20 protein-coding genes and 1 riboswitch are annotated in these 20,434 nt (G+C 49.1%); of the genes, 4 read left to right on the top strand and 16 right to left on the bottom strand.

The genetic code is table 11. The annotated features are described in order from the left end of the window. Positions 1-54: 54 nt before the first annotated feature. Both ACI3E1_RS05420 and ACI3E1_RS05425 read right to left on the bottom strand, forming a co-directional pair. Positions 55-831, bottom strand: coding sequence for a YibE/F family protein (locus ACI3E1_RS05420; protein WP_405024643.1), 777 nt, complete (start codon positions 829-831; stop codon positions 55-57). Beyond that, positions 818-1,936, bottom strand: a complete 1,119-nt coding sequence (locus ACI3E1_RS05425; protein WP_405024644.1) for a YibE/F family protein — start codon at positions 1,934-1,936, stop codon at positions 818-820. Before ACI3E1_RS05425 ends, ACI3E1_RS05420 begins: the two co-directional genes overlap by 14 nt. A gap of 224 nt (positions 1,937-2,160) precedes the next feature. On the opposite strand from ACI3E1_RS05425, the gene ACI3E1_RS05430 reads away from it, so the two are divergent. After that, complete coding sequence (locus tag ACI3E1_RS05430) at positions 2,161-3,126, top strand: biotin--[acetyl-CoA-carboxylase] ligase (RefSeq protein WP_405024645.1); 966 nt, start codon at positions 2,161-2,163, stop codon at positions 3,124-3,126. Between the two features lie 124 nt (positions 3,127-3,250). Here the strand turns inward: ACI3E1_RS05430 and ACI3E1_RS05435 are convergent, their stop codons facing one another. Further along, positions 3,251-3,955 (bottom strand): glucosamine-6-phosphate deaminase, encoded by a 705-nt coding sequence (locus tag ACI3E1_RS05435; protein WP_405024646.1) that lies wholly within the window; start codon positions 3,953-3,955, stop codon positions 3,251-3,253. A gap of 178 nt (positions 3,956-4,133) precedes the next feature. Here ACI3E1_RS05435 and ACI3E1_RS05440 point away from each other — a divergent pair, with 178 nt between their 5' ends. Then, on the top strand, positions 4,134-4,496 hold the full coding sequence (locus ACI3E1_RS05440) for a HesB/YadR/YfhF family protein (RefSeq protein WP_283582503.1): 363 nt from the start codon (positions 4,134-4,136) through the stop codon (positions 4,494-4,496). A gap of 73 nt (positions 4,497-4,569) precedes the next feature. Here the strand turns inward: ACI3E1_RS05440 and ACI3E1_RS05445 are convergent, their stop codons facing one another. The 3 genes from ACI3E1_RS05445 to glmU all read right to left on the bottom strand — a co-directional run bounded on the left by ACI3E1_RS05445 (position 4,570) and on the right by glmU (position 7,575). Continuing rightward, a complete protein-coding gene (locus ACI3E1_RS05445; protein ID WP_405024647.1) occupies positions 4,570-5,067 on the bottom strand; it encodes a GNAT family N-acetyltransferase in 498 nt (165 codons plus the stop codon). A 48-nt stretch (positions 5,068-5,115) separates the two neighbouring features. Further along, complete coding sequence (locus ACI3E1_RS05450; protein WP_405024648.1) at positions 5,116-6,096, bottom strand: ribose-phosphate diphosphokinase; 981 nt, start codon at positions 6,094-6,096, stop codon at positions 5,116-5,118. A gap of 69 nt (positions 6,097-6,165) precedes the next feature. Then, on the bottom strand, positions 6,166-7,575 hold the full coding sequence (gene glmU, locus ACI3E1_RS05455) for a bifunctional UDP-N-acetylglucosamine diphosphorylase/glucosamine-1-phosphate N-acetyltransferase GlmU (RefSeq protein ID WP_405024649.1): 1,410 nt from the start codon (positions 7,573-7,575) through the stop codon (positions 6,166-6,168). 164 nt (positions 7,576-7,739) lie between these two features. After that, positions 7,740-7,913: riboswitch (Lysine riboswitch) on the top strand. Between the two features lie 112 nt (positions 7,914-8,025). On the opposite strand from glmU, the gene yjeM reads away from it, so the two are divergent. Continuing rightward, positions 8,026-9,564, top strand: a complete 1,539-nt coding sequence (yjeM, locus tag ACI3E1_RS05460) for a glutamate/gamma-aminobutyrate family transporter YjeM (protein ID WP_405024650.1) — start codon at positions 8,026-8,028, stop codon at positions 9,562-9,564. 160 nt (positions 9,565-9,724) lie between these two features. Here the strand turns inward: yjeM and ACI3E1_RS05465 are convergent, their stop codons facing one another. Both ACI3E1_RS05465 and ACI3E1_RS05470 read right to left on the bottom strand, forming a co-directional pair. Further along, positions 9,725-10,372 carry a metal-dependent transcriptional regulator gene (locus ACI3E1_RS05465; protein WP_405024651.1) on the bottom strand — a complete coding sequence of 216 codons (648 nt, stop codon included), beginning with the start codon at positions 10,370-10,372 and terminating at the stop codon, positions 9,725-9,727. A gap of 96 nt (positions 10,373-10,468) precedes the next feature. Next, entirely contained in the window at positions 10,469-11,359 is an 891-nt protein-coding gene (locus ACI3E1_RS05470) for an RluA family pseudouridine synthase (RefSeq protein ID WP_405024652.1), read from the bottom strand. A gap of 93 nt (positions 11,360-11,452) precedes the next feature. On the opposite strand from ACI3E1_RS05470, the gene ACI3E1_RS05475 reads away from it, so the two are divergent. Continuing rightward, entirely contained in the window at positions 11,453-12,100 is a 648-nt protein-coding gene (locus ACI3E1_RS05475) for a phosphatase PAP2 family protein (protein WP_405024653.1), read from the top strand. Positions 12,101-12,225: 125 nt separating this feature from the next. On the opposite strand, the gene ACI3E1_RS05480 is transcribed toward ACI3E1_RS05475, so the two are convergent. From ACI3E1_RS05480 to ACI3E1_RS05515, 8 genes are all read right to left on the bottom strand, one after another. Continuing rightward, the gene (locus ACI3E1_RS05480; RefSeq protein ID WP_405024654.1) at positions 12,226-13,038 is read right to left on the bottom strand and encodes an alpha/beta hydrolase; all 813 of its coding nucleotides are present in this window, start codon (positions 13,036-13,038) and stop codon (positions 12,226-12,228) included. Between the two features lie 163 nt (positions 13,039-13,201). Next, the gene (locus ACI3E1_RS05485; protein ID WP_405024655.1) at positions 13,202-13,537 is read right to left on the bottom strand and encodes an AzlD domain-containing protein; all 336 of its coding nucleotides are present in this window, start codon (positions 13,535-13,537) and stop codon (positions 13,202-13,204) included. Positions 13,538-13,553: 16 nt separating this feature from the next. After that, on the bottom strand, positions 13,554-14,321 hold the full coding sequence (locus ACI3E1_RS05490) for an AzlC family ABC transporter permease (RefSeq protein ID WP_405024656.1): 768 nt from the start codon (positions 14,319-14,321) through the stop codon (positions 13,554-13,556). A gap of 72 nt (positions 14,322-14,393) precedes the next feature. Beyond that, the gene (locus tag ACI3E1_RS05495) at positions 14,394-15,143 is read right to left on the bottom strand and encodes an SAM-dependent methyltransferase (protein ID WP_405024657.1); all 750 of its coding nucleotides are present in this window, start codon (positions 15,141-15,143) and stop codon (positions 14,394-14,396) included. Further along, the gene (locus tag ACI3E1_RS05500; RefSeq protein WP_405024750.1) at positions 15,143-15,592 is read right to left on the bottom strand and encodes a Fur family transcriptional regulator; all 450 of its coding nucleotides are present in this window, start codon (positions 15,590-15,592) and stop codon (positions 15,143-15,145) included. The genes ACI3E1_RS05495 and ACI3E1_RS05500 overlap by 1 nt, the downstream gene beginning before the upstream one ends. Before the next feature lie 58 nt (positions 15,593-15,650). Continuing rightward, complete coding sequence (locus ACI3E1_RS05505; RefSeq protein WP_405024658.1) at positions 15,651-16,235, bottom strand: metal-dependent hydrolase; 585 nt, start codon at positions 16,233-16,235, stop codon at positions 15,651-15,653. A gap of 12 nt (positions 16,236-16,247) precedes the next feature. Beyond that, positions 16,248-19,316: an AAA family ATPase gene (locus ACI3E1_RS05510; protein WP_405024659.1), complete on the bottom strand. Its 3,069-nt coding sequence runs from the start codon at positions 19,314-19,316 to the stop codon at positions 16,248-16,250. Further along, entirely contained in the window at positions 19,306-20,424 is a 1,119-nt protein-coding gene (locus ACI3E1_RS05515) for an exonuclease SbcCD subunit D (protein WP_405024660.1), read from the bottom strand. The genes ACI3E1_RS05510 and ACI3E1_RS05515 overlap by 11 nt, the downstream gene beginning before the upstream one ends. Positions 20,425-20,434 lie beyond the last annotated feature (10 nt).

The raw sequence follows: 20,434 nt of genomic DNA on the forward strand, positions 1-20,434 counted from the left end.
AATTAAAACCGCCGCACACCAACCCATTATATAGTGAAAATCGTTGGCCTTCATTCACTTGGATAAGTTCTCTCTTCTCCGGGTTTCCCGTTTAACCTTTCCGGCCATCATCTGTGTCGTAATCCAAATCACCAGGATAACCGCAATAGCCGAATATAACACCATCATACTTTCCGCGACAAAAATCTTAGAATTTAAATAATAACCAAACGTTGCCTTTAACTTATACAACAGAACAAACAGGGCCAAGTCGCCCCCAAACATCCCAAAAAACAACGTGTTAAACGTCATCCCCATAATTTGGAACCCGATATTCCGACCACTCCGCCGTACAGCTGCCACACTAATTCCTGGGTTTTGTTCAATCACTTCCCGCAACCCGCTTGCAATGGCAATTGCGGCCTCTGAAATTGCGCCAAGGGTGCTAAGCATCGTTGTTGCAATCGTAATGGCCTCAAAATTTGCCCCCACAAGGAGGTTAAACTGCTCAATTTCATCCGTTTGCTCGTTACCAAACCCCTTAATCTGGGCAAAATGGTCCAATGGAACGATCAAGATAATCATGGCGCACAGTACAATGAGGGTTGCAATAAAGGCAATCCGCGCCGTTTGTTCATCGTTATTTCCCAGATAAATCGTAATCGCCAAGATTGCAATCCCAACAAATAATGCCACCCAAATCGGGGCAAACCCAGCTGAAATCAAAATAATCGCAATAAACATTAGCACAAAATTGAGGGCAACGCTGCCAAAAGCAGCAATTCCTCGTTTCCCGCCAACAAGGCACATCAACACCGCCATCACAACCGTTAACGCACTAATTGATGCCATTTAACCGTCCCTTCTTTCCTAACACAACCGCTGCCAAACAGCTGGCCGACGGAATTACAAGCGCAATCCCAATCCCACTAATTAGGGCTTGAATAATCCCCAGTTCCATCGTCCACTGGAACGTATACCCAATTGGGTTCCCCGTTCTAAAGTAAAGAACGGCCACCGCAATTGTCTCCGCAAAAAAGATCAGGAGCAAAACGTTAATCAACGGGCCTAAAATCGACCGTCCGACTTCCTGCCCCGACTTGAACAGTTGCAACCGGGAAATGTCCGGGTCCGCCCGGTGCATTTCAAACAGGGTTGAAACAATATCGGTTGCGGCATCCATGACCGCCCCTAAGAGCCCAATCACGGTCGCCGATAAAAACAGTTCCTGTGGTGATTGGGTAGCATACCCCAACGCTTCATAGTGCACCCCTGCGTTATGCGTAAACTGGAGTGTCCCGATTCCGATTACGAATGCCAACGTGGTCCCGGTAACAATCGCCAGAAACGTTACCAAACATTGGCGGTTAATCCCAATTACCAAGCACAGCGTTAATCCCGTAAAAAGAAGCGCACTCAATGCAAACAGCCAGAAAAAATGGGTTAAGTTTAGGTTCACATCTAGCCGAACAAAAAATAAAAACAAAATAAAGTTAACCGCTACGCTTAATAACGTACGCAATCCATGGGCGTGCATCACAAGATATAAAAGGACAACCACCAACCACGCTAGCATTAACAGTGCCGTGTCACGCTTAAACCGCGAAGCCGTCGCGTAATACGTTCCGTGAACCCGCCGAATATTCGTCAGAAAAATATGCTGTCCCCGATGGAAATCCTGATCAAGCGCGCCTGACCGCGAAAACGTGTTATGAATGATGATCCGGCGTCCCCGGTGACGCCCATTTGTTTGTACCACCGTAAGTCGTTGCCGGGTTTGGTAGTCGACATTTTTGTACTCGTCGGTCTGCCGGACTGCCTTCCCGTCCTTTACCGCGATAACTTCACCAATTGTTTGGTGATACATAAAATCATCGTGCGTACTAAAAAGAAAAAGGGCTAATCCGCTCAGGATAATCACCATAATTTCAATTAATGTTCGTCGTCTTAACTTCATCAAATCCCAGCTTTCATAAAATGTTCCGGTTCGTTATCACCGGGCGTCTGCTGGAGCGGCGAACGCCTTAAGGAACTTAGGGTGTTCAAGGTTCGCCCGGTCACTTCTCAGCGCCACCGTTACTTTCACAAAATACCATTATCCGCATAACTTGGAAAGGTCTAATCCCATATTGAACCCAATTCTTTCCTTTCCTATAATGTTTGTAACAGGGAGGGGTTCTCATGGAAAGTTATCATCAAATTCTTCAGTTACTTGCGACCACGGATGGGTTTATCTCGGGGCAAACCATTGCTGACCAGTTAAACTGCTCACGCACTGCGGTATGGAAGGGAATTAATACCCTCCGCGATGACGGCTATGTCATTGAAAGTGGGGGAAAACGAGGCTATCACTTAGCCGATAATGGCAAACTAGCCGTCCCCCTAATCCAGCGGGCAATGCATTCCACCACCCCCCTATCAATCGAGGTTGCCGCAACTCTCCCATCGACAAACGCGAAAGCAAAGGAGCTCAGTACAAAACACCCCACCACCCCCATTGCCATTATTGCGGATACCCAAACCGCAGGATATGGCCGGCAGGGGCGAACGTTTTTTTCCCCCGCAGGAACGGGCATCTACATTACGCTTCTTCTGCCGCACCTAACGAATTCTCTTAACCCGGGGCTTCTTACGACCAGTACGGCCGTTGTCCTAAGTCAAACAATTAGTCGCCTTCTAGGCGTTGAACCAACAATTAAGTGGGTTAACGATGTCAACGTTAACGGCCAAAAGGTTGCTGGTATTCTAACAGAGGGAATTGCCGATTTTGAAACCCGCGGTCTTGGCGCGGTAATTATCGGAACGGGCATCAATTATCTCACCCCCGCTGCCGCCTTTCCCCCTGAGGTGGCCGGCAGGGGCGTCGGTACCCTGGAAGAAGCCGCCAAAAAAGCAGGGGTCTCCCGGAACGTCTTTATCGGCGCGTACCTCGACGGTTTGTTGGGGATGCTAAACAGTTATACTACCGGTAAGTACATGGACGAATACCGTAAACGGTGTGATTTAATCGGGAAGGCCATCACCATCCAACAGGGAACAACTAAGATTACTGGTACCGTCCAAACCATTAACAACGTAGGACAACTAGTCCTTACAACCGGACAAGTATTTAGTGCGGGTGAAGTAACCAAAGTACGCCCACAATAAAAATAAGCATAATCAATAGTGGGTAGCCCCTATCAGGGACTACCCACTATTAATTTTAGTTAAACAGTCAACGGAAAACTTTGTTAGTTATGGATTTGGAGAATGCTCCGTTTCCTGTAATAACCTACTTTAATTCAGCCGCAGCCGCTTCATCAACAATCACCGTAACGTCTGGGTGCCGTTGCAAAATACTTGCCGGAACTTCTGGTATCACCGGGCCGGCAACCATCGCCGCGACAGCAGCTGCCTTTTTTTCACCGAATGCCTCCAGCAAAATTTGCTTCGCTGCCATAATCTGCCCAATTCCCATCGAATAAGCGTACCGCGGCACGTCCGTTTCGTTATCAAAGTAGCGGGCATTCGCTTCAATCGTTGACTTTGTCAGTTCAATCTTCCGGACCTTCCCGTCAACCGGCGATCCCGGTTCATTAAACCCAATGTGACCGTTTCGCCCAATCCCTAAAAGCTGTAAGTCAACCGGATGCGCCGCAATCACCTTATTGTACCGGACGATCTCAGCATCCGGATCCGTTGCTAACCCATTGGGCAGATAATTAGCCTTAAACGGCTTGGCGTCAAAAAGATGCGTTCGCATATAATAGTGATAGCTTTGCGGGTTGTCCGGCCCTAGCCCAACGTACTCGTCCAGGTTAACCGACGTACACTGGCTAAAGTCCAGGTCACTGGCAACTAATTCCTTATACGTTGTCTCAGGAGTCCCCCCTGTCGCTAACCCGAACGTCCGGGCACCGTCTGTGAGTGCTGCTGCAAAGATCTTCAGGGCTTCCTTGCCCCCGTCATTTTCATTTGCAACCCGAATAACTTTCATGGTTTCGCCCCTTTCAAATTGGTATAGTCCTTTTTGGTATAGTCCAATTATAACTATTCAAACGCTGAAATGCAACCATTTTATGCTTTAAATTAAACCGGTTTCATCTTTTGAGTGGCAGTCCCGGATAAAACGTAATATAGTAAGATTAAAAGAAAGGTTATACGGAGGAAAAACAATGAAACTTACAATTACTCCTGCGGCCAGCGAATGGTTCCGCACCGAACTTCACGTTCCTGCTGGAGGGGGCGTCAAACTGTTCGGTAAGGTTTACGGTAACACCAACGTTCATCAGGGTTTCTCACAAGCCTTTCAACGTTGTGACGAACCCGTTGATCCGGTTTTTGATCAGGTGATTGACGGTATCCACTATTACGTGGAGGCATTTGACGCGTGGTTTTTTGACGGTCTCGACCTCAGCATTGACCTCGACGCAGAGTATGACGGGCCTAAATTCACGTTTAGCCACACCGACGGCATTACCGACACGGTTGTCGGTGATGTTGATGGGGTTTCGAGTGCATCCTATCACGGGGAATAGCAGTGCGTTATTTAAAAAGGAGGCTGGAATTTATATTCCATCCTCCTTTTTATTGTGCTCATTACCTTTCCACTCAGTCTAACCGCCGTTCGTAAAGAAGCATTCTCACTTCTCCGTGGGTCCCGCCAACCAGTTGCTGGCGTAAGTAAAATCCCGTATGCTGGGCAACACGTTGGCTTCGCAGGTTATCAGCCGCGGTAATTAACTGCAAACTGGTTAACCCTGCTTGCTGAACCCGGGGAAAAAGTTGTCTCAAAGCTGCAATGACATAGCCGTTCCCCCACGCCGCATTCTCCAACCAGTACCCCACATCCGCCGTTATTGCGGACATGTTTTCCAGCGTAAGCATTCCCACGGCTTGCCCGTTAACCCGGATAACATACCCCACACCACTTCTCTGGCGCCAAGCGTCAACGTACTGGCTAACGAATTGCTGGGCCGCAGCGAGCGTGGTAACTGCCCGTAATGCAGGGAGCCACCGTTCCAACTGGACCCGACTTTGCTTAATTAAGTGGTACAAAACCCTTGCATCCTGGGGACGAACCCGACTAATTGTTACCGGTGTTTTCACCTCATCCCTCCAAAAAAGGAGGTGCTTACTGGCACCTCCGGTGATTCATTAATGCTTAGCACTCTCAAACCGGGTGTTAAACAACGGGCTAACTGATTCATTTTCATGGATCCGGCTGATGGCATCCCCAATAAGTGGGCCAACCGAAACCTGGATTAACTTATCAATCTGCTTTTCTTCTGGCAGTTGAATGGAATCAGTCACAACCAACTGCTTAATCGGTGAATTCTCAATCCGTTCAATTGCCGGCCCGGATAAGACCGGATGTGTTGCGCAGGCATACACATCGGTGGCACCTGCATCCATTAATGCTTGGGACGCAAGCGTAATAGTCCCCGCCGTATCAATCATATCATCGATTAAAATGCACCGCTTGCCCTTAACGGAACCAATGATGTTCATCACTTCTGCTACGTTTGCCCGCGGCCGCCGTTTATCAATAATTGCAATTGGCGCTTTGAGAAATTCAGCAAGTTTCCGGGCTCGGGAAACACCCCCATGATCAGGAGAAACAACCACTGCATCTTTATCTAAATTATTAGTTAAAAAGTAATCTGCTAACAGCGGCGCCCCCATCAGGTGGTCAACCGGTATATCAAAGAAGCCCTGAATTTGAGCAGCGTGGAGGTCAAGCGCAATCACCCGGTTAGCCCCTGCCTTTTCAATCATATCAGCCACCAACTTAGCGGTAATTGGCTCCCGGGAGCGCACTTTCCGATCCTGCCGGGCATAACCATAATACGGAATTACAACATTAATCGTTGCCGCACTAGCCCGCCGCAAAGCATCAATCATGATCAACAGTTCCATCAGGTTATCGTTCACCGGCGCCGACGTTGACTGGACGATAAAAATCTCGTCCCCCCGGACACTTTCCTCAATGTTAATCCGAATTTCTCCGTCACTAAACCGGTCAACCGACGTCTTCCCCAGCGGAATCCCCATGGCGTCAGCAATCTTCTGTGCTAACGGCTTATTAGAATTCAACGCAAACAGCTTAATCTTTGAGTCTGAATTATGTCCCGACATGGTAGCCTCCATATGTTTAAATCTATGGTTAATTCTAATTCATGCACCGTCATTCAAGCAAGCAGATTCCTACTTTTCACCGTACTTTTCAGCATTTTTCTTTGCGGCTTCCGCCACCGGATAACGATCGTAATATCCCTTCTTATTAACTTGCCGACCACGAGCAATCCCCATGGCGTGGGGCGCAACGTCATCCGTTATCGTTGACCCCGCTGCAACGTATGCATGGTCCCCAATTTCAACCGGTGCAATAATGTTTGATCCGCTTCCGATGAACGAATAATCGCCAACATTCGTATGGTGTTTGTTTTCACCATCGTAGTTAACGAAGACCGTCCCACATCCAATATTAATTTCTTTCCCCAGGGTGGCATCCCCAACATAGGTAAGGTGCCCCACCTTGGTGTTTTGACCAATCTGCGCGTTCTTAATTTCGCAGAAGTTTCCGATATGAACCCCTTCACCAATCTCTGCCTTTGGCCGGAGGTGACTGTACGGTCCAATATTACTATCCTTATGCATTACCGCATTTTCAAGGAATGATGCCGTTACCGTTACGCCATTCTCAATGACACTATCCCGAATCTCGGAGTGCGCGCCAACCACACAATCACTCCCAATGATTGTCTTCCCTTTAAGCACCACCCCAGGTTCAATTACAGTATCGTTCCCAATCTGGACATCCGCATCAATGTACGTGGTCGCTGGGTCGATCATGGTAACCCCGTTTTGCATGTGGTGGGTGTTAATTCGCTGCTGCATCACCCGCGTTGCGTTTGCCAGCGCCACCCGATCATTAACGCCCATTGATTCCGTGAAGTCGTCCATTTGGAAGGCGTCGACCTGTTTACCAGCCTGTTTTAAGATACCAATGACATCCGTGAGGTAGTACTCACCCTGCGCGTTATCGTTGGATAACTGGTGAAGTGCGGCAAATAATTCCTTATTATCAAAGCAATACACACCCGTGTTAATTTCCTGAACAGCTGCTTCTTCTGAAGTTGCGTCCTTCTGTTCAACAATCTTGGCAACCGTTTCATCCGCATTCCGGATAATCCGTCCATAGCCAAACGGTTGTTCCGTATGCGCCGTTAAAACCGTGGCTGCCGCTCCTTGTTGCTCGTGGTAAGCAAACAACTGTTTAAACGTCGTCGCGGTAAATAATGGGGTATCACCACACGTTACGAGGGTAACGCCATCCTTGGGACCCAAAACATCCTCCGCTTGCATCACGGCGTGCCCCGTTCCAAGCTGTTCCGCCTGCAAAGCATAGGTGGTTCGCTCACCAAGAAGGCGCTTAACCTGATCCGCACCGTGACCAACAATAGTCACAATCTGGTCAATTCCAACCTGCTCCAGTTGAGTTAATACGTGATCAACCATTGCCCTCCCACAAACGGGGTGGAGGACCTTATATAACTTCGACTTCATTCGGGTTCCCTGACCTGCTGCTAAAATCACTGCATATTTCTCTGTCATAATTCCTCAAATCCTTTATTAACTAACTAATCTTAATCTTACTCCATGTCCTGAAGAGACGCAATTTTAGCTTCAAATCATAATTCCAACATTTAATAGAATAATTGAAAAAATATTCGCCTTTCCTTGACGATCACGAATGAACGTAGTATAAAGTTGGTAAATAAGGTAATAGAGGTCGCGACCAATAAGAGTACCTTTTCGGAGGCTTGCCCACGCCGATGATGAAAAGCGAAAGGAGCGGTTGCCGAAGCATCAGTTCTTGGGATGAGCTGAGTGCTGGGACGTAGTTGAATAAGCTACGGACTGTCGCAGTAATGCGGAGCGCTATTCACACGGAACGGATAAACCCCTCCTGGTGCATGTGGTGCCCGGAGGGGTTTTCTTCACCAGTAGTGTTAGCCAACCTTTATTAATTATTTAATCCAATTAATTAAGGAGCGGTTACTGATGGAAAACAGTCAACGCAAAATGTCAATGTGGAGCCTGGTCTTAATGATCTTTGCCGCCATTTATGGGCTTGGTAATACGACCGTCGGCTTCTACCAAATGGGATACGGTGCAATGCTCTGGTACGTTTTAGGGGCACTATTCTTCTTCATCCCTAGTTCACTTATGTTCGCGGAATATGGTTCCGCCCTCCAAGACAGCCAAGGAGGAATCTACTCGTGGCTCCAAGCTAGCGTCGGCGAAAAGCCCGCGTTCATCGGAACTTTTATCTGGTACGCAGCATGGGTTATCTGGCTGGTGACAAACTTCTCAACGATTTCAGTTTCAATCTCGGGGGCTATTTTTGGAAGGGATACTACCCAGTCATGGCACCTCTTCGGATTAACGTCCAACCAAACACTTGGATTAATCGGAATTACCCTCCTCGTCTTCGCGACGTTCGTATCAACCCGCGGGTTTGATAAGATTGAAAAAATCGCCAGTTTCTGTGGAACGTTTATTATTGGAGTAGCCATCTTCTTTCTTATTGTCAGTGCTATCTACCTGGTAGTCGTTCATGGTCACCTCGCTCAACCATTAACCACCCAGAGTATGGTAAGATCCCCGAATCCCGCATTCGACTCACCCATCGCACTAATGTCGTTCTTTGTTTACGCGGTCTTTGCGTATGGCGGAATGGAAACGATGGGCAGCACCATCGATAAGGTAAAGGACCCAGACAAAAATTTCCCACGGGGGATTATCATTGCCGCTATCGGCATGATTGTAATCTACTGCATCGGTGTCCTTGCTTGGGGGGTTACCGCTAACTGGCACCGGGTTTTAAGTGGCAGCAACGTTGACCTGGGGAACATTACCCTGGTATTAATGAGTAACCTTGGATATTCAATTGCGCACACTCTTCTCCACACATCCGTTGCCACCGCAAAAATATGGGGATTATGGGCCGACCGGATTATCGGGATTGAAGAAATCTTTTCAATTTTTGGGGCCATCTTCATCCTCATCTACTCCCCGTTAAAGACAATGATTATTGGAACCCCGCAACGGTTATGGCCAACTAAACTCACCAAGCTCAATGAACACGGAATGCCAGCAACTGCCATGTGGCTCCAAACCATTATGGTTGTGCTGATTATCCTCGGGGTTTCCTTTGGGGGTAAATCCGCGCAGGCATTCTACACTGTTCTGCAGGATATGAACAACGTCACAACCTCCATGCCGTATCTCTTCTTGATTGCGGCCTTCCCGTTCTTTAAGAAACGGCATGACTTAGAACGGCCATTTGAGATCTACACCAACCGGGCATTGACCACAACAGTTTCGTTTATTAGCTGGACTACCGTTTTCATGGGGATCGTCTTTACGGTTATCCAACCACTCCTTCAACACGACCTTTATACCGCCTTCTGGACGGTCTTTGGCCCAGTCTTCTTCGGCATCGTTGGCTGGAGCTTCTACTCCCTAGCTGGTTACCGGCAGCGCCACCGAACTGCAACGGAAATTCCCGTTGCAGAAGAGCTAAACAGCAACGATTAGTTACCATAATAAAAAATGAGGGTGTGACGAATGTCACACCCTCATTACTATTTTCGTTAATTCGGTGCCAAGGCAACCGGGCCAAATAGAAGTACTAACCGCCGAATCTTTCCCTTGCGATTCACGCGGCTTGCCCATCACCCGTTTTCTTCGTCCACGATTACTCCCGGACAAAAATATAATTTGCTGCTTTGTAACCAACGTCAAATTGTTTGCCATTATCTAACCGAACTACAACGGGGCCTTCAAACGGTGTATGCTGTTCAACAGTTAGTTGATCGCCGATGTCAAGGCCACTGCCGTCTAAGTACGTTAGGAGTTCATGGTTATCCGTAAACCGCTCCACCGTTACGCTCATCCCATCCGGGACACTCACCAGCGTTTGGTGACTCTCCTCAACATAGCGGCCATCCTTGTCAGGAATTACGCCCCCGTGCGGGCACCGCGTTGGATGACCGAGATATTCATCAAGGTGATTCATTAAGTTTTCACTCATATCATGTTCGAGGACTTCCGCATCGGCGTGAATATCTTCCAACTTATAATGTAGTTTATCTACTAAAAACGTCTCCCATAACCGGTGCCGCCGAATTAGTGCAGCCGCAAGGCGTTCGCCCGTCTTTGTTAGCCGCACTCCCGCGTACGGAACATAGTGCACCAATCCCTCTGCGGCAAGTTTGTTTACCATTTCAGTTACAGAGCCCGCAACAACGTTTAACCCCACCGCAATCTGTTTATTTGTAATTTCTTTTTTGGTTCCACCCAACTCAAAGATAATTTTCAAATAGTCCTGTTTCTTCGGCGTCATGCTTGATCCCCCAGTACTCCGCTTCAATTACCGCTTCCATTATAGCAATCTTTATCTTTCAGGGAAACGCTTTTTTGGGTATCCCAAAAATAACTTTTACTGCAAAATAGTAACCAGGTCCTGAAAATCCACCGGGACGGGAGCACGATAGGTAACGGCTTGACCAGTAAACGGGTCGGTAAAACCTAGAGTATAAGCGTGCAGGGCCTGCCGCCCAATTAAAGCGGTAGAACCCCCGTATAACTCATCGCCTAAAAGTGGATAACCCGCCGTTGCAAAGTGCGCCCGGATCTGGTGGGTTCGGCCGGTATGGAGCCGCACACGAACCTGCGTTGCGGCCGAAAACCGGGTTATCACCCAGTATTCTGTCCGCGCCGGCTTACCAGTTGCACTCACCCGTTGTCGGCTCGTCCCGGGTTGCCGCTCAAGGGGGCCATCAAAAAAGCCATGGTCGTTCGGCAGAATCCCCTGAACCACCGCTAAATATTCCTTTCGTAACGTATGCTGTTCAACCTGCGGGTTTATTAATCCCTGCGCCACTCGATGACGGGCAACCAGCGTTACACCACTCGTAAACCGATCAAGTCGGGTGATGACGTGGGGAACAAGGTCCCGCGCATCCTGCTGCATTAGGTATCCTTTAATTCGGTTTACCAGCGTATCTACCCGATCATGTGGGCCGGGTACACTCGTTAACCCCGCAGGCTTATTGATTACCATCCAATTATCATCGCTAGCAATAATTGACAATGGCCCCTTGCTCGGAGGAACGTTTTCATCAGGGTACTCGGGGGGAAGCATTACCGTCACCGTCGCCGGTTCATCAACCACCGCTTGCAGCCGTACCTTCCGGCCGTTAACGCGGACCTGACCTTCATGGTGGTTAATCCTACTTAGTATTCGGTGGCTTAACCCCCGGTCACGTAAAAACCGCCGGACCGTTATTCCTTGCGTTATTCCTTTTTGCCACGAAAATTTCACGCGCATTCCCCCCGCCGACTAATAGTCGTTTGCACCCTCCATGGAAGCTTGATAGAATTAGCGGTGAATTACTATCCGACATACACAAGGAGGATTCTCATGATTAACATTCAGGATGATTCCCGCCGCTCAATGCGCGCGCTGGTCCTCATCATTTTATTCTTAATTCTAGCATTTTTAGTTAAGACCGGAAACGGCCTGGTGTATGGGTTCGATTACGCTATCCAGCGACTATTGCAACCCATTACCTTCCCTGCTTTAACCGGCCTTATCCACCTCGTTACATACCTGGGATGTCCCCCACTCGCCCTTCTCCTCACTATTGGGGCAAGTGCGTGGATCTTTTTCAAGTACGACCACATTGATGGGATGTGGGCTTTTGGAACAACCGTTATATGCATGGGCATAGCCTTTATCATGAAACATGTTGTTGCCCGACCACGTCCCCTAGATAAATTGGCTCCAGCAGATGGTTTCAGCTTCCCCAGCGGTCATGTTTTTACTACCATGCTGCTTGTGCTAGTTGTTTTAACGTTTATCTTACCCCACATGAAAAACCAGGAACGCCGGCAAATACTGCGAATTGCACTAATCTGCTGGGTGATCTTTATTGCCTTTACCCGGATTTACCTGCGTGACCATTTCGCTACCGATACAATCGGAAGCGCCCTCCTTGCTGGCGGATTATGGGAAGTATCATTGCTCTGCTACACCAAGTTTATTGGGACATCCAAATATTTTAAATAATAGTGAACCGTGAATCATTAAGATAATTTATATTCCTTTGTTACTTCCAGAAACGATGAACAAAAAACAACGGGGCTATGACTAAATCATAGCCCCGTTGTTTTTTGTATTGAATTAACCCTTAATTACATCACGTTGGTTGTCACCCACGTCTTAAACAGACCAACCCACTGTTGCACTGCCGGAACAATTTGGTCGTCCTTCGCTGCCGTTTCTGCACTAGCCAGCGCTAACCCGTGTGAGCCGTGCGGGAACATATGATACTCACAGTTAACCCCGTGATCCCGAAGTGCCTGTGCAAACATAATAGTGTTATCAACCGGCACCGCCTGATCCTCATACGTCTGCCACATGAACGTCTGCGGGGTATCTGCCGAAACCTGCTTTTCAAGTGAAACCTGCTCTAATAATTCAGCAGACGGGTTCTCACCAAGTAAGTGATCAAATGATCCCCGATGCGCCTTCTCTCCGCTCGTAATTACCGGGTAACCCAACGCTAAAGCGTTTGGCCGAATTTCTTCCGGGTCAAATCCAAGATCCTTAAGCACCGGTTGATTCCACATTGTTGCTAGGGACCCAGCTAAGTGACCGCCAGCTGAAAAGCCCATTGCAATAATCTTATGCGGGTCAACGTGCCATTCATTTGCATGCTCCCGGATCACCTTTACGGCCGTCGCTAGTTCAGCCAATGATGCCGGAAAATGCGTTGGGGTGCAGCTATAATCAAGAACGAACGCCTGTAAGCCAATCGCGTTCATTTGATTTGCAACGGCCTGTCCTTCTCGCTGCGAAACAAAAGCATAACCGCCCCCCGGACAAATCACAACGGCTGGCCGGACCCGATTCTCATCAATTTCTGGAGTATTGTCCAAAACATAACCCGTCAATTTCGCCGTTTTGGTAAGCGGCGTTGTTAGTGTTTGTGTAATAACTTGCATCATTATCCTCCCCTTACTCGATATTTCCCATTTATTATACCGCTTTTCAAATTCATCCTGGTACATTTACCACTCTTAAACGAAATAAAAATCTCCGCTGGTTATACTCACCCTCACCACCGGAAATTCTTTAAGATATTTGAAATCCTTTTTAACTAACAACCTACGCCATCCCAAACGCCCATGTTAATAATGCTACCGCGATTAAGCCGCAGATAACCGATAACCCCATGGAGCGGCTACGGTACGCCACAAGAATGACCAACAAGGCAGCAACTAACTTTGCCCCACTATGGAGCCCCACAAAAGCATAACTTGAGTTTAAAAACAAATCCTTTACTACCAGCGCTGTAAACAACGACACCGGCACATACTTCATCCATTCATTAAACCACTGGGGGATATGGTGCTGGGTAAAAATCCGAAGCGGGAAAAAGCGGGGACAAAACGTCACGCCCGCTGCCAATAAAATTAAAATCAGGTGATCCGTTGATGTCATCACGCGCTCCTCTCACTTACTCTTCCTTGGCAACCTCTTCTTGATCACTTCTAGGACTAATAATATGCTTTAACCAGAAGCCCTTTGCTTTCCCGGCCTTCCGTAACCGGTCCTCAATAAAGAAACCGGTTAGCGAAGCAATGATCGTTGCAACAACTAATCCCATCGTACTCTTAAGAGCAACCATCGCAATAGCAGCAATCACTCCTGAGAACATACTGATAACAATCGTCAGCCGGCTCCGCATTTGCATCACAATCATGTATATGAACCGTGATGTTAACGCAAAATCAACGATTGTCAGGTTAATGTGGATGACCCCGCCAATAATGCACCCAACCAGGTTAGAAACCGACCAAAACAGAAGCGAATAATGCTCAACCATTAGCGCATCACTTGGGGTCCACTTCTTATCAGTTATGAACTTCAAGTAATTAACCGCGTAGTTTTCATCGTTCATGGAAATCGCAAAGGCCCATACAAACCGCTTACTCTTTCCGCGAATATACTGTGACAAACTTGAACCCAGTAAGGCATACCGTAATTCTAGGAAAAACAGCATGATTAAAATTGTGTGCAGCGGCGAATGCGCTAACACCATTGAAGCAATTAAGAACTGCGCCCCGCCTGAAAAAACCGTCAACGACACTAACAATGCTAGGAGCGGCATAAACCCTGCTTTATTTAACAAGATTCCGCAAGCCAACCCGATCGCAATGTAGCTCAAGCATAATGGCAACGAGACCTTCAGAACTTCAAGCCACCGTGGTTCCCTTTTTTCCACAAAAAAACCTCCAAATAATGCTTTTTTGCCTTCACAACGTGATTATAACATATCAACCTGTACTCCCAACGATTAACGATTGCTAAAATAACTAACTTGATAAACACGGTCACGAATAACATCAACTGGATGGTGGTGCCGGTTAAGCGCATAAACCAACCGCACGGGAACCCGGTGCCAAAATTGAGAACTGTTAGTTGCCCCGTTTTTTTCACCAACCACAATTAACCGGCCGTGCCAGCCCAGGGTCGCTAATCGCTGAATTACCGCCACATCACCCGTAACTTGGTCCGGCGCCCATGCCATAATAATTGCGTTGACTTCTGGCGCATATCGGTCCACGGCAGCTACCGCATCAAGCGGTTCAACCACTGTCCACGGCGCGGGATGCTCATTATCCTGTCCGTGCCAGTCAAGATTATCTGTTGCCACCGTTCGCGGTAAATACCGGGAAAGTGCGGCATTGCCCGCCATCAATTCTAACCGATTACCCGGACCAAGGTATTCATCCAAATCATGTACCCACTGTGCCGTAAAAAGATGCCACAACCCAAAGGAGGTTACCATTACCTGCCTGAAATCAGCCAGTAAATCACCTACCATGCTTAGCTTAGGGCAGTCATCAAGGTGTTGCCAAATCAGTTCATCACTAAACCCCAGCCTGGGAAGCTGCTGCGGTAACTGCTTTTTTGCCACTGCACAGAGTGCCGCTTGAACCTGATCAATTTGCTGACACGCTGGCCGCACCATCCGAGCAGTAATCCGAGCCTGCGCTATTGCAGCGGTGTATGCTGCAAGGGATTGCGTAGTTTGCGTATCCACTAATGATTTGCCCCTAACGCTTGCTGACAGTCTGGGCACAAGCCATATACCTCATATTGACTGCTCTCAACCGCAAAGCCAGTTGCCTGCCGGGCTGCACTCTCAAACTGCCGGAAGGAATCGTCAAAAACATCAACAATCCGATTACACCGCGTACAAATAACGTGGTAATGCGGCTTACCGTAGTAATCATACCGCACATGACCGTTATTATCATTTTCAACTTCAATTACAATTCCTGTCTTCAACAACAGTTCCAGGGTATTGTATACCGTTGCTAAACTAACTCCGAGTCCGTTTTTCTTAACGTAATCATAAATCATATCAATTGTTGGGTGCGCCGTGGAAGTTAACAAACAACTTAAAATTGCCTGCCGCTGGGGGGTACTCTTAATTTCATGTTCTTTAAGAATCCGGGCGGCACGCGTCATCACTTTTTGATCATGCATCATTTTTCTTCACTCCCCGCTTTTTCTTTTCTACTTTACATTATACTGAAAACCGCCCTCACCGGGGCAAAAAACTCTGGCATTCCCGAATCCAATGACCGACTGTTACTAGCCATCCTCCAGGAATCAGGTGAGACAAGGTCCCCAACCACATCAACCGAAATTCGATCAATAACAAGCACCCCATAAATCCTAGAATCAGATACTCGCTGATTTTACCCGTCGAATAGTAAATCCCCCCGCCAAAAAGACGCATACCTCGTTTACCAAACGGCCATAACCACGGAACCCCATCCTTTGAACCAGCATCCTCTACCAAATGTGCCAGGTAGCCAAAAGCCAGCCAGAACGGCAACACCCCTGCAGCCGCTGTTAAGTAGTGCCGTTGAAGAAGGGCAGCAATCAAATAAACCCCGACCAACGCAACGATTGAGTGAGTCATCCCCCGGTGACCAAACGCACCGTGTGCTACCTTACTCACCATCCGGTGCCGCCGGCCAAGGTGCGAGGTGGGCTGGTCAATATCAGGCAGCAGAGCACCTACCGCTAAGGCCCCTAAATTAATGATGGTTAACTGATGATTAACTGCCATTAGCGGCACCCCGAGCGCCGCGGTTGTTACTAGGTGCGTTTGGTACTGCATCTGGTTTACCTCCTAAAATGGTTGCTGCACTTCAACGCGGCTCCTTCCGGCCTGACTTACCACCCGTAACTGGGCTGGAATCGTTGCCCGCAGTTCGGTTACGTGGCTGATAATTCCAATCATTCGGTGTTGCCCTTCTATCTGGCAGAGGGTCGCAATTGCCGTTGCTAGGGCGTCTTGGTCAAGAGAACCAAACCCTTCATCAATAAACAACGTTTCCATCGTAACCCCACCGCTTTGCTCCTGGACGGTTTCCCCCAATCCAAGAGCTAAGGCTAATGCAGTGATAAAGCTTTCCCCGCCTGAAAGGGTTCGGACACTCCTTTCCCGTCCCAAATGGTCATCGTAGACGTTCAGTTCCAGCCCGCTATTTTTGCGGTACGATCCTTCCGCTTCAGCAAGCGTTAACTGGTACCGACCGCGTGAAAGAACTGCCAACCGTTGATTAGCATTCGTAAGAACGGTCTGAAAGAGGTGCCGCTGCACGTACTTTTCCAGACTAACCCGGGAATTATCAGACGTCCCTGCCATGACCTGGGCTAGTTTTTCTAGTTCACCCAAGTGGGCTGCCCCAGCAGTCATTTTCTTATCAATGGCCTTCACCTGATGCAAAGTCTCCTTCAACTGTTGTACCTGGAAAACCGCATCGTTTAGGGCGTGATTAATTTGTCCTGCCCGGGCTTGTTCGTCCTCAAACCGGCACTGGGTTGTTGCAAGATCCGGCTGTTTCTGGTTAGCTAATTGCTCTTGTAACTCTTGTAGTTTTGCACGGGTGGTCCGGTGTGTTTCAACCACCGCTGCGAGCCGCTGCTTAACCTGAGCTACCCGGGAAGCATCGACACGCAGTGCTAACAACTCCGCCATGCTAAGCGTCGGCACAACCTGAGCTGCTTCCCACTGAAGTTGTTCCATTTGCTCCTGCCGCCGCTGATCTAACCGTTGTTGTTCCCGCACCGCCGCCTGAAAGTCCGCCACAACCTGAGCCTGGTGCTGGGCAAGCGTCTTTTGGCACTCCTGGTTATCCGAAACGGCCTGGCGGTACTCTTGCACCGCCCGCTCTTCTTCCGCTAAGAACTGCTGTAAGTCCTGCTTCGTCGGGTATTGTTGGGGAAGAGCCTGCCGCGTCGTTGTCGCCTTCACCTCAGCCGCACTAACCCGCTGGTGCGCGTCCGTAACCGCCTGGCGCTGGTTATCAACGGCGCGCTGGGCCATTCCAACCTGCTCAACAAGAACCGCCTGACGTTGCTCGAGCTGCTGACCCTTCTCCTGATCACGGTGTGCTTGCTCCTTTGCGGCTTGGGTCGCAATTATCTTAGCCTTAACCTCCTCAACAACCGCTGCCGGTGTCTGCTGGCCAACCGCTTGTTGAAGCGTCGTCCACCGGGAAGCAACCTTTGCCCGGGCTTCATTCACCTGCTGTTGTTGGGCAGCCAGTTGCTCTTGAAGACCCCGGAGCTGTTGAGCGGCCTGCTGGGCCTGCTCTTGCAGTTGATCAGCTTCATCCTGCGTAACCACTGGGGCCGCATTCGTCGCCGGGTGCGGGTGCGTTGTTCCCCCGCACACCGGACATGGCGCTCCTGGGCTGAGTTGCCGGGCAAGTGCCGCGATTTGATTGCTAATAAACTGGTCGTGGGCTTGCTTAGCCGCTTGCTGGGTCGCCTGGACAACCTCCTGCTGGGCGCTAACCTGCGCCGTTAACTGCTCAATTTGGCGCTGCATTGTTGCAATGTCATTTTCCTGTTGGTGCGCATCTGTAACCTGGTTGCTCAAATGTTGGGCTTCCGCATAATCTCGTTCGGCCGTTGCCAGCCGGGCTGCGGGGTTCCCCAGTGATTGGAGTTGTTTATTAATTTCCTGCTGATTTACCGTCAACTGTTTCAGGTACGTCTCCTGCTCAGCCAATTGCTCTTCAGCCTGAACCTGCACCTGCTTAGCCGCTTGCCATTCCCGGTCAGCTTGGGCAGCCTGGTCGTATAAAGCGAGCTGGGGCGTTCGCTGGGCAAGCCGGGTCGCCCGCGTGGTCATTTCATCCTGCCGGGCGGTTAGTTTTTTCGCCTGGGCCATAGTTTCTTCCACCTGGCGCTTAATGGCTGCTCGCTCCGTCGTTAAATGCTGAATCCGTTCACCAGCATCGATTCCTTGCGTAATAAGGGCATTCAACTGAGTGACCGCCGGCTGTTTGCTAAGCAACCATTCCCATCCTTGAAGTTGTTCTTGCCACCGGCGAACCGCTGGTCGTAGGGTATCATCCGTTATAACTTGTTGGTGCAGTTTAGCTAACCGGTCAAACCGGTGAACCAACTCCCGCTCCTGCCCGAGCTGTTCTGCCAGTTTTGTCGCTTGAGCATTAGCTTGCTTATACTCTTGCTGAAGAGTCGCGACCTCTTTGTCACCCGCAGCAACGAGAGCTTCCAGGTGCGCCTCCGCTTCACCAGTAACAGGGGCTTCTTTTGGCCACGAAACACCTGCAAATAACCGTTCCCGTTCTTCTTGCAGCTGCTGGTTAGCAAGCCGCTCCTGCCGGTACTGGTCGTTGATTGCCGTACTCCACTGGGCGTACATCTCCGTTTGAAACAACGACTGCAGGATCTGACCCTTTTCATCGCTCGAGGCAAGTAAAAAACGCCGAAACTCTCCCTGTGGAAGCAACACAATCTGGGTAAACTGGACCGCAGTGAGGTGCAGTAACTCCTGAATAAACTGTTTAATCGTGGTAATTTTTTCTAGGGTTTGCTTGACCCCGTTTTGATCGTGGTAACAAAGTAACTGTTTACCACTCCAGTTCCCCGATTTCGTACGGTGAATTTCCCGGGAAATATTGTACTGCGTCCCCTTTTCACTAAAGGTGAACCGAACCTTCATCGGACCATCCGGGGCAAACGCCGCCATCATTTGCTTGGGCGTACGTTCTCCCGGGAGTTCCCCATACAACGCATACACAAGTGCATCGAAGAGGGTCGTTTTCCCGCTCCCCGTCTTTCCGGTAATTAAAAAGAGTTCCTGCCCACTAAACGCCGTAAAGTCAATTTTCTCGTGAGAGTACGGGCCAAAATTATCAAGGACAAGCCGCTCAGGGCGCATCGTGCATCGCCTCCACCTTACCAAGAATTTCTGTCGCAATTTCCTGCTGAAGAGTACTTAACGGTTCGCCAGCGACGTCCTCATAATAGGCGGTCAAAACGTCCAGGGGCGCCATCCGTTTAACTCCTTTAATTTCTCGGGATGCTGACGTCACTCCGTTTACCCTGGTCATTTCAATAATTCGGGGATAAAACTGCCGGAGCTGATTCATTGCATCCGGAATAATTCCCTTATCTGTCAGCTGTACTGCCACAAACGTATTTGGATCAAGGTGCGGGTGCGCCGGCCCAACCAACGTAGTAAATTTATCCCGTAACACTATCACGTCGTGCAACGGAGTCAGCGGGAGAAATTCCTGCGTCCCTGCGGTAGTGTCCACCAACCAGCACCCCTTTTGGTCGTGAACCTCACTTACCGAAAACTTTAATGGTGTCCCGCTATATTTAATCCGGGAATGTTGCAGAGCAGTGTGTGTGTGTAAGTGGCCGAGCGCTACGTAATCAAAACACTCCAATCGCGACAGGCTAACCGGGCCTAAGCCGCCAACTTCTAAGGGAGTTTCTGATTCAGTGCGCATACTCCCCCCTGCAAAAAGATGGGCAACTAATACGTGGCGCATGGCTGAGTTAAAGTTATCCTGCATCCGCATCACTAGCTGACCAACCGCTTCGTCCATGGTTCTCACCGGTTGGTCTAAAAAGTTGCGGGCGGCCTGCAGGCCAAAGAACGGCAGTAAAAAGAACTGGGTGTCCCCTAAAGTAACGGGCGTCAGGCACTCATCAAGCGTCGTGCGTAAAACAAACCCCTGATCGGCGTACCATGGTGCCCCCGTAGCAAGGCGAGGGGCCGAATCATGGTTCCCACTTATCACTAATAGTGGCAGGTGATCTTCCCGGTTTAACCGCGCAAACATTTGGTTGCCAAGTTGCACGCTTTTTTCACTCGCAATGCCACGGTCATAAATATCACCCGCAACGACTACTGCATCAACGTGGTGGTAAAGCGCAAGCTGTTCAATTTGATTAAAGGCATCCGCCTGTTCCGCGGCAAGTGAATAGCCATGAAGTTGTTTTCCAATATGCCAATCAGCCGTATGCAAAAACCGCACCGTACTTCTC

The sequence above is a fragment of the Ligilactobacillus sp. LYQ139 genome, assembly GCF_045033025.1.
Lineage (GTDB): Bacteria > Bacillota > Bacilli > Lactobacillales > Lactobacillaceae > Ligilactobacillus.

What these genes read in the sequence shown, in the direction of transcription:
- ACI3E1_RS05420 (WP_405024643.1), bottom strand. Translation starts at nt 831, where the DNA reads ATGGCATCAATTAGTGCGTTAACGGTTGTGATGGCGGTGTTGATGTGC.
- ACI3E1_RS05425 (WP_405024644.1), bottom strand. Translation starts at nt 1,936, where the DNA reads ATGAAGTTAAGACGACGAACATTAATTGAAATTATGGTGATTATCCTG.
- ACI3E1_RS05430 (WP_405024645.1), top strand. Translation starts at nt 2,161, where the DNA reads ATGGAAAGTTATCATCAAATTCTTCAGTTACTTGCGACCACGGATGGG.
- ACI3E1_RS05435 (WP_405024646.1), bottom strand. Translation starts at nt 3,955, where the DNA reads ATGAAAGTTATTCGGGTTGCAAATGAAAATGACGGGGGCAAGGAAGCC.
- ACI3E1_RS05440 (WP_283582503.1), top strand. Translation starts at nt 4,134, where the DNA reads ATGAAACTTACAATTACTCCTGCGGCCAGCGAATGGTTCCGCACCGAA.
- ACI3E1_RS05450 (WP_405024648.1), bottom strand. Translation starts at nt 6,096, where the DNA reads ATGTCGGGACATAATTCAGACTCAAAGATTAAGCTGTTTGCGTTGAAT.
- glmU (WP_405024649.1), bottom strand. Translation starts at nt 7,575, where the DNA reads ATGACAGAGAAATATGCAGTGATTTTAGCAGCAGGTCAGGGAACCCGA.
- yjeM (WP_405024650.1), top strand. Translation starts at nt 8,026, where the DNA reads ATGGAAAACAGTCAACGCAAAATGTCAATGTGGAGCCTGGTCTTAATG.
- ACI3E1_RS05465 (WP_405024651.1), bottom strand. Translation starts at nt 10,372, where the DNA reads ATGACGCCGAAGAAACAGGACTATTTGAAAATTATCTTTGAGTTGGGT.
- ACI3E1_RS05470 (WP_405024652.1), bottom strand. Translation starts at nt 11,359, where the DNA reads ATGCGCGTGAAATTTTCGTGGCAAAAAGGAATAACGCAAGGAATAACG.
- ACI3E1_RS05475 (WP_405024653.1), top strand. Translation starts at nt 11,453, where the DNA reads ATGATTAACATTCAGGATGATTCCCGCCGCTCAATGCGCGCGCTGGTC.
- ACI3E1_RS05480 (WP_405024654.1), bottom strand. Translation starts at nt 13,038, where the DNA reads ATGCAAGTTATTACACAAACACTAACAACGCCGCTTACCAAAACGGCG.
- ACI3E1_RS05485 (WP_405024655.1), bottom strand. Translation starts at nt 13,537, where the DNA reads ATGACATCAACGGATCACCTGATTTTAATTTTATTGGCAGCGGGCGTG.
- ACI3E1_RS05500 (WP_405024750.1), bottom strand. Translation starts at nt 15,592, where the DNA reads ATGCATGATCAAAAAGTGATGACGCGTGCCGCCCGGATTCTTAAAGAA.
- ACI3E1_RS05505 (WP_405024658.1), bottom strand. Translation starts at nt 16,235, where the DNA reads ATGCAGTACCAAACGCACCTAGTAACAACCGCGGCGCTCGGGGTGCCG.
- ACI3E1_RS05510 (WP_405024659.1), bottom strand. Translation starts at nt 19,316, where the DNA reads ATGCGCCCTGAGCGGCTTGTCCTTGATAATTTTGGCCCGTACTCTCAC.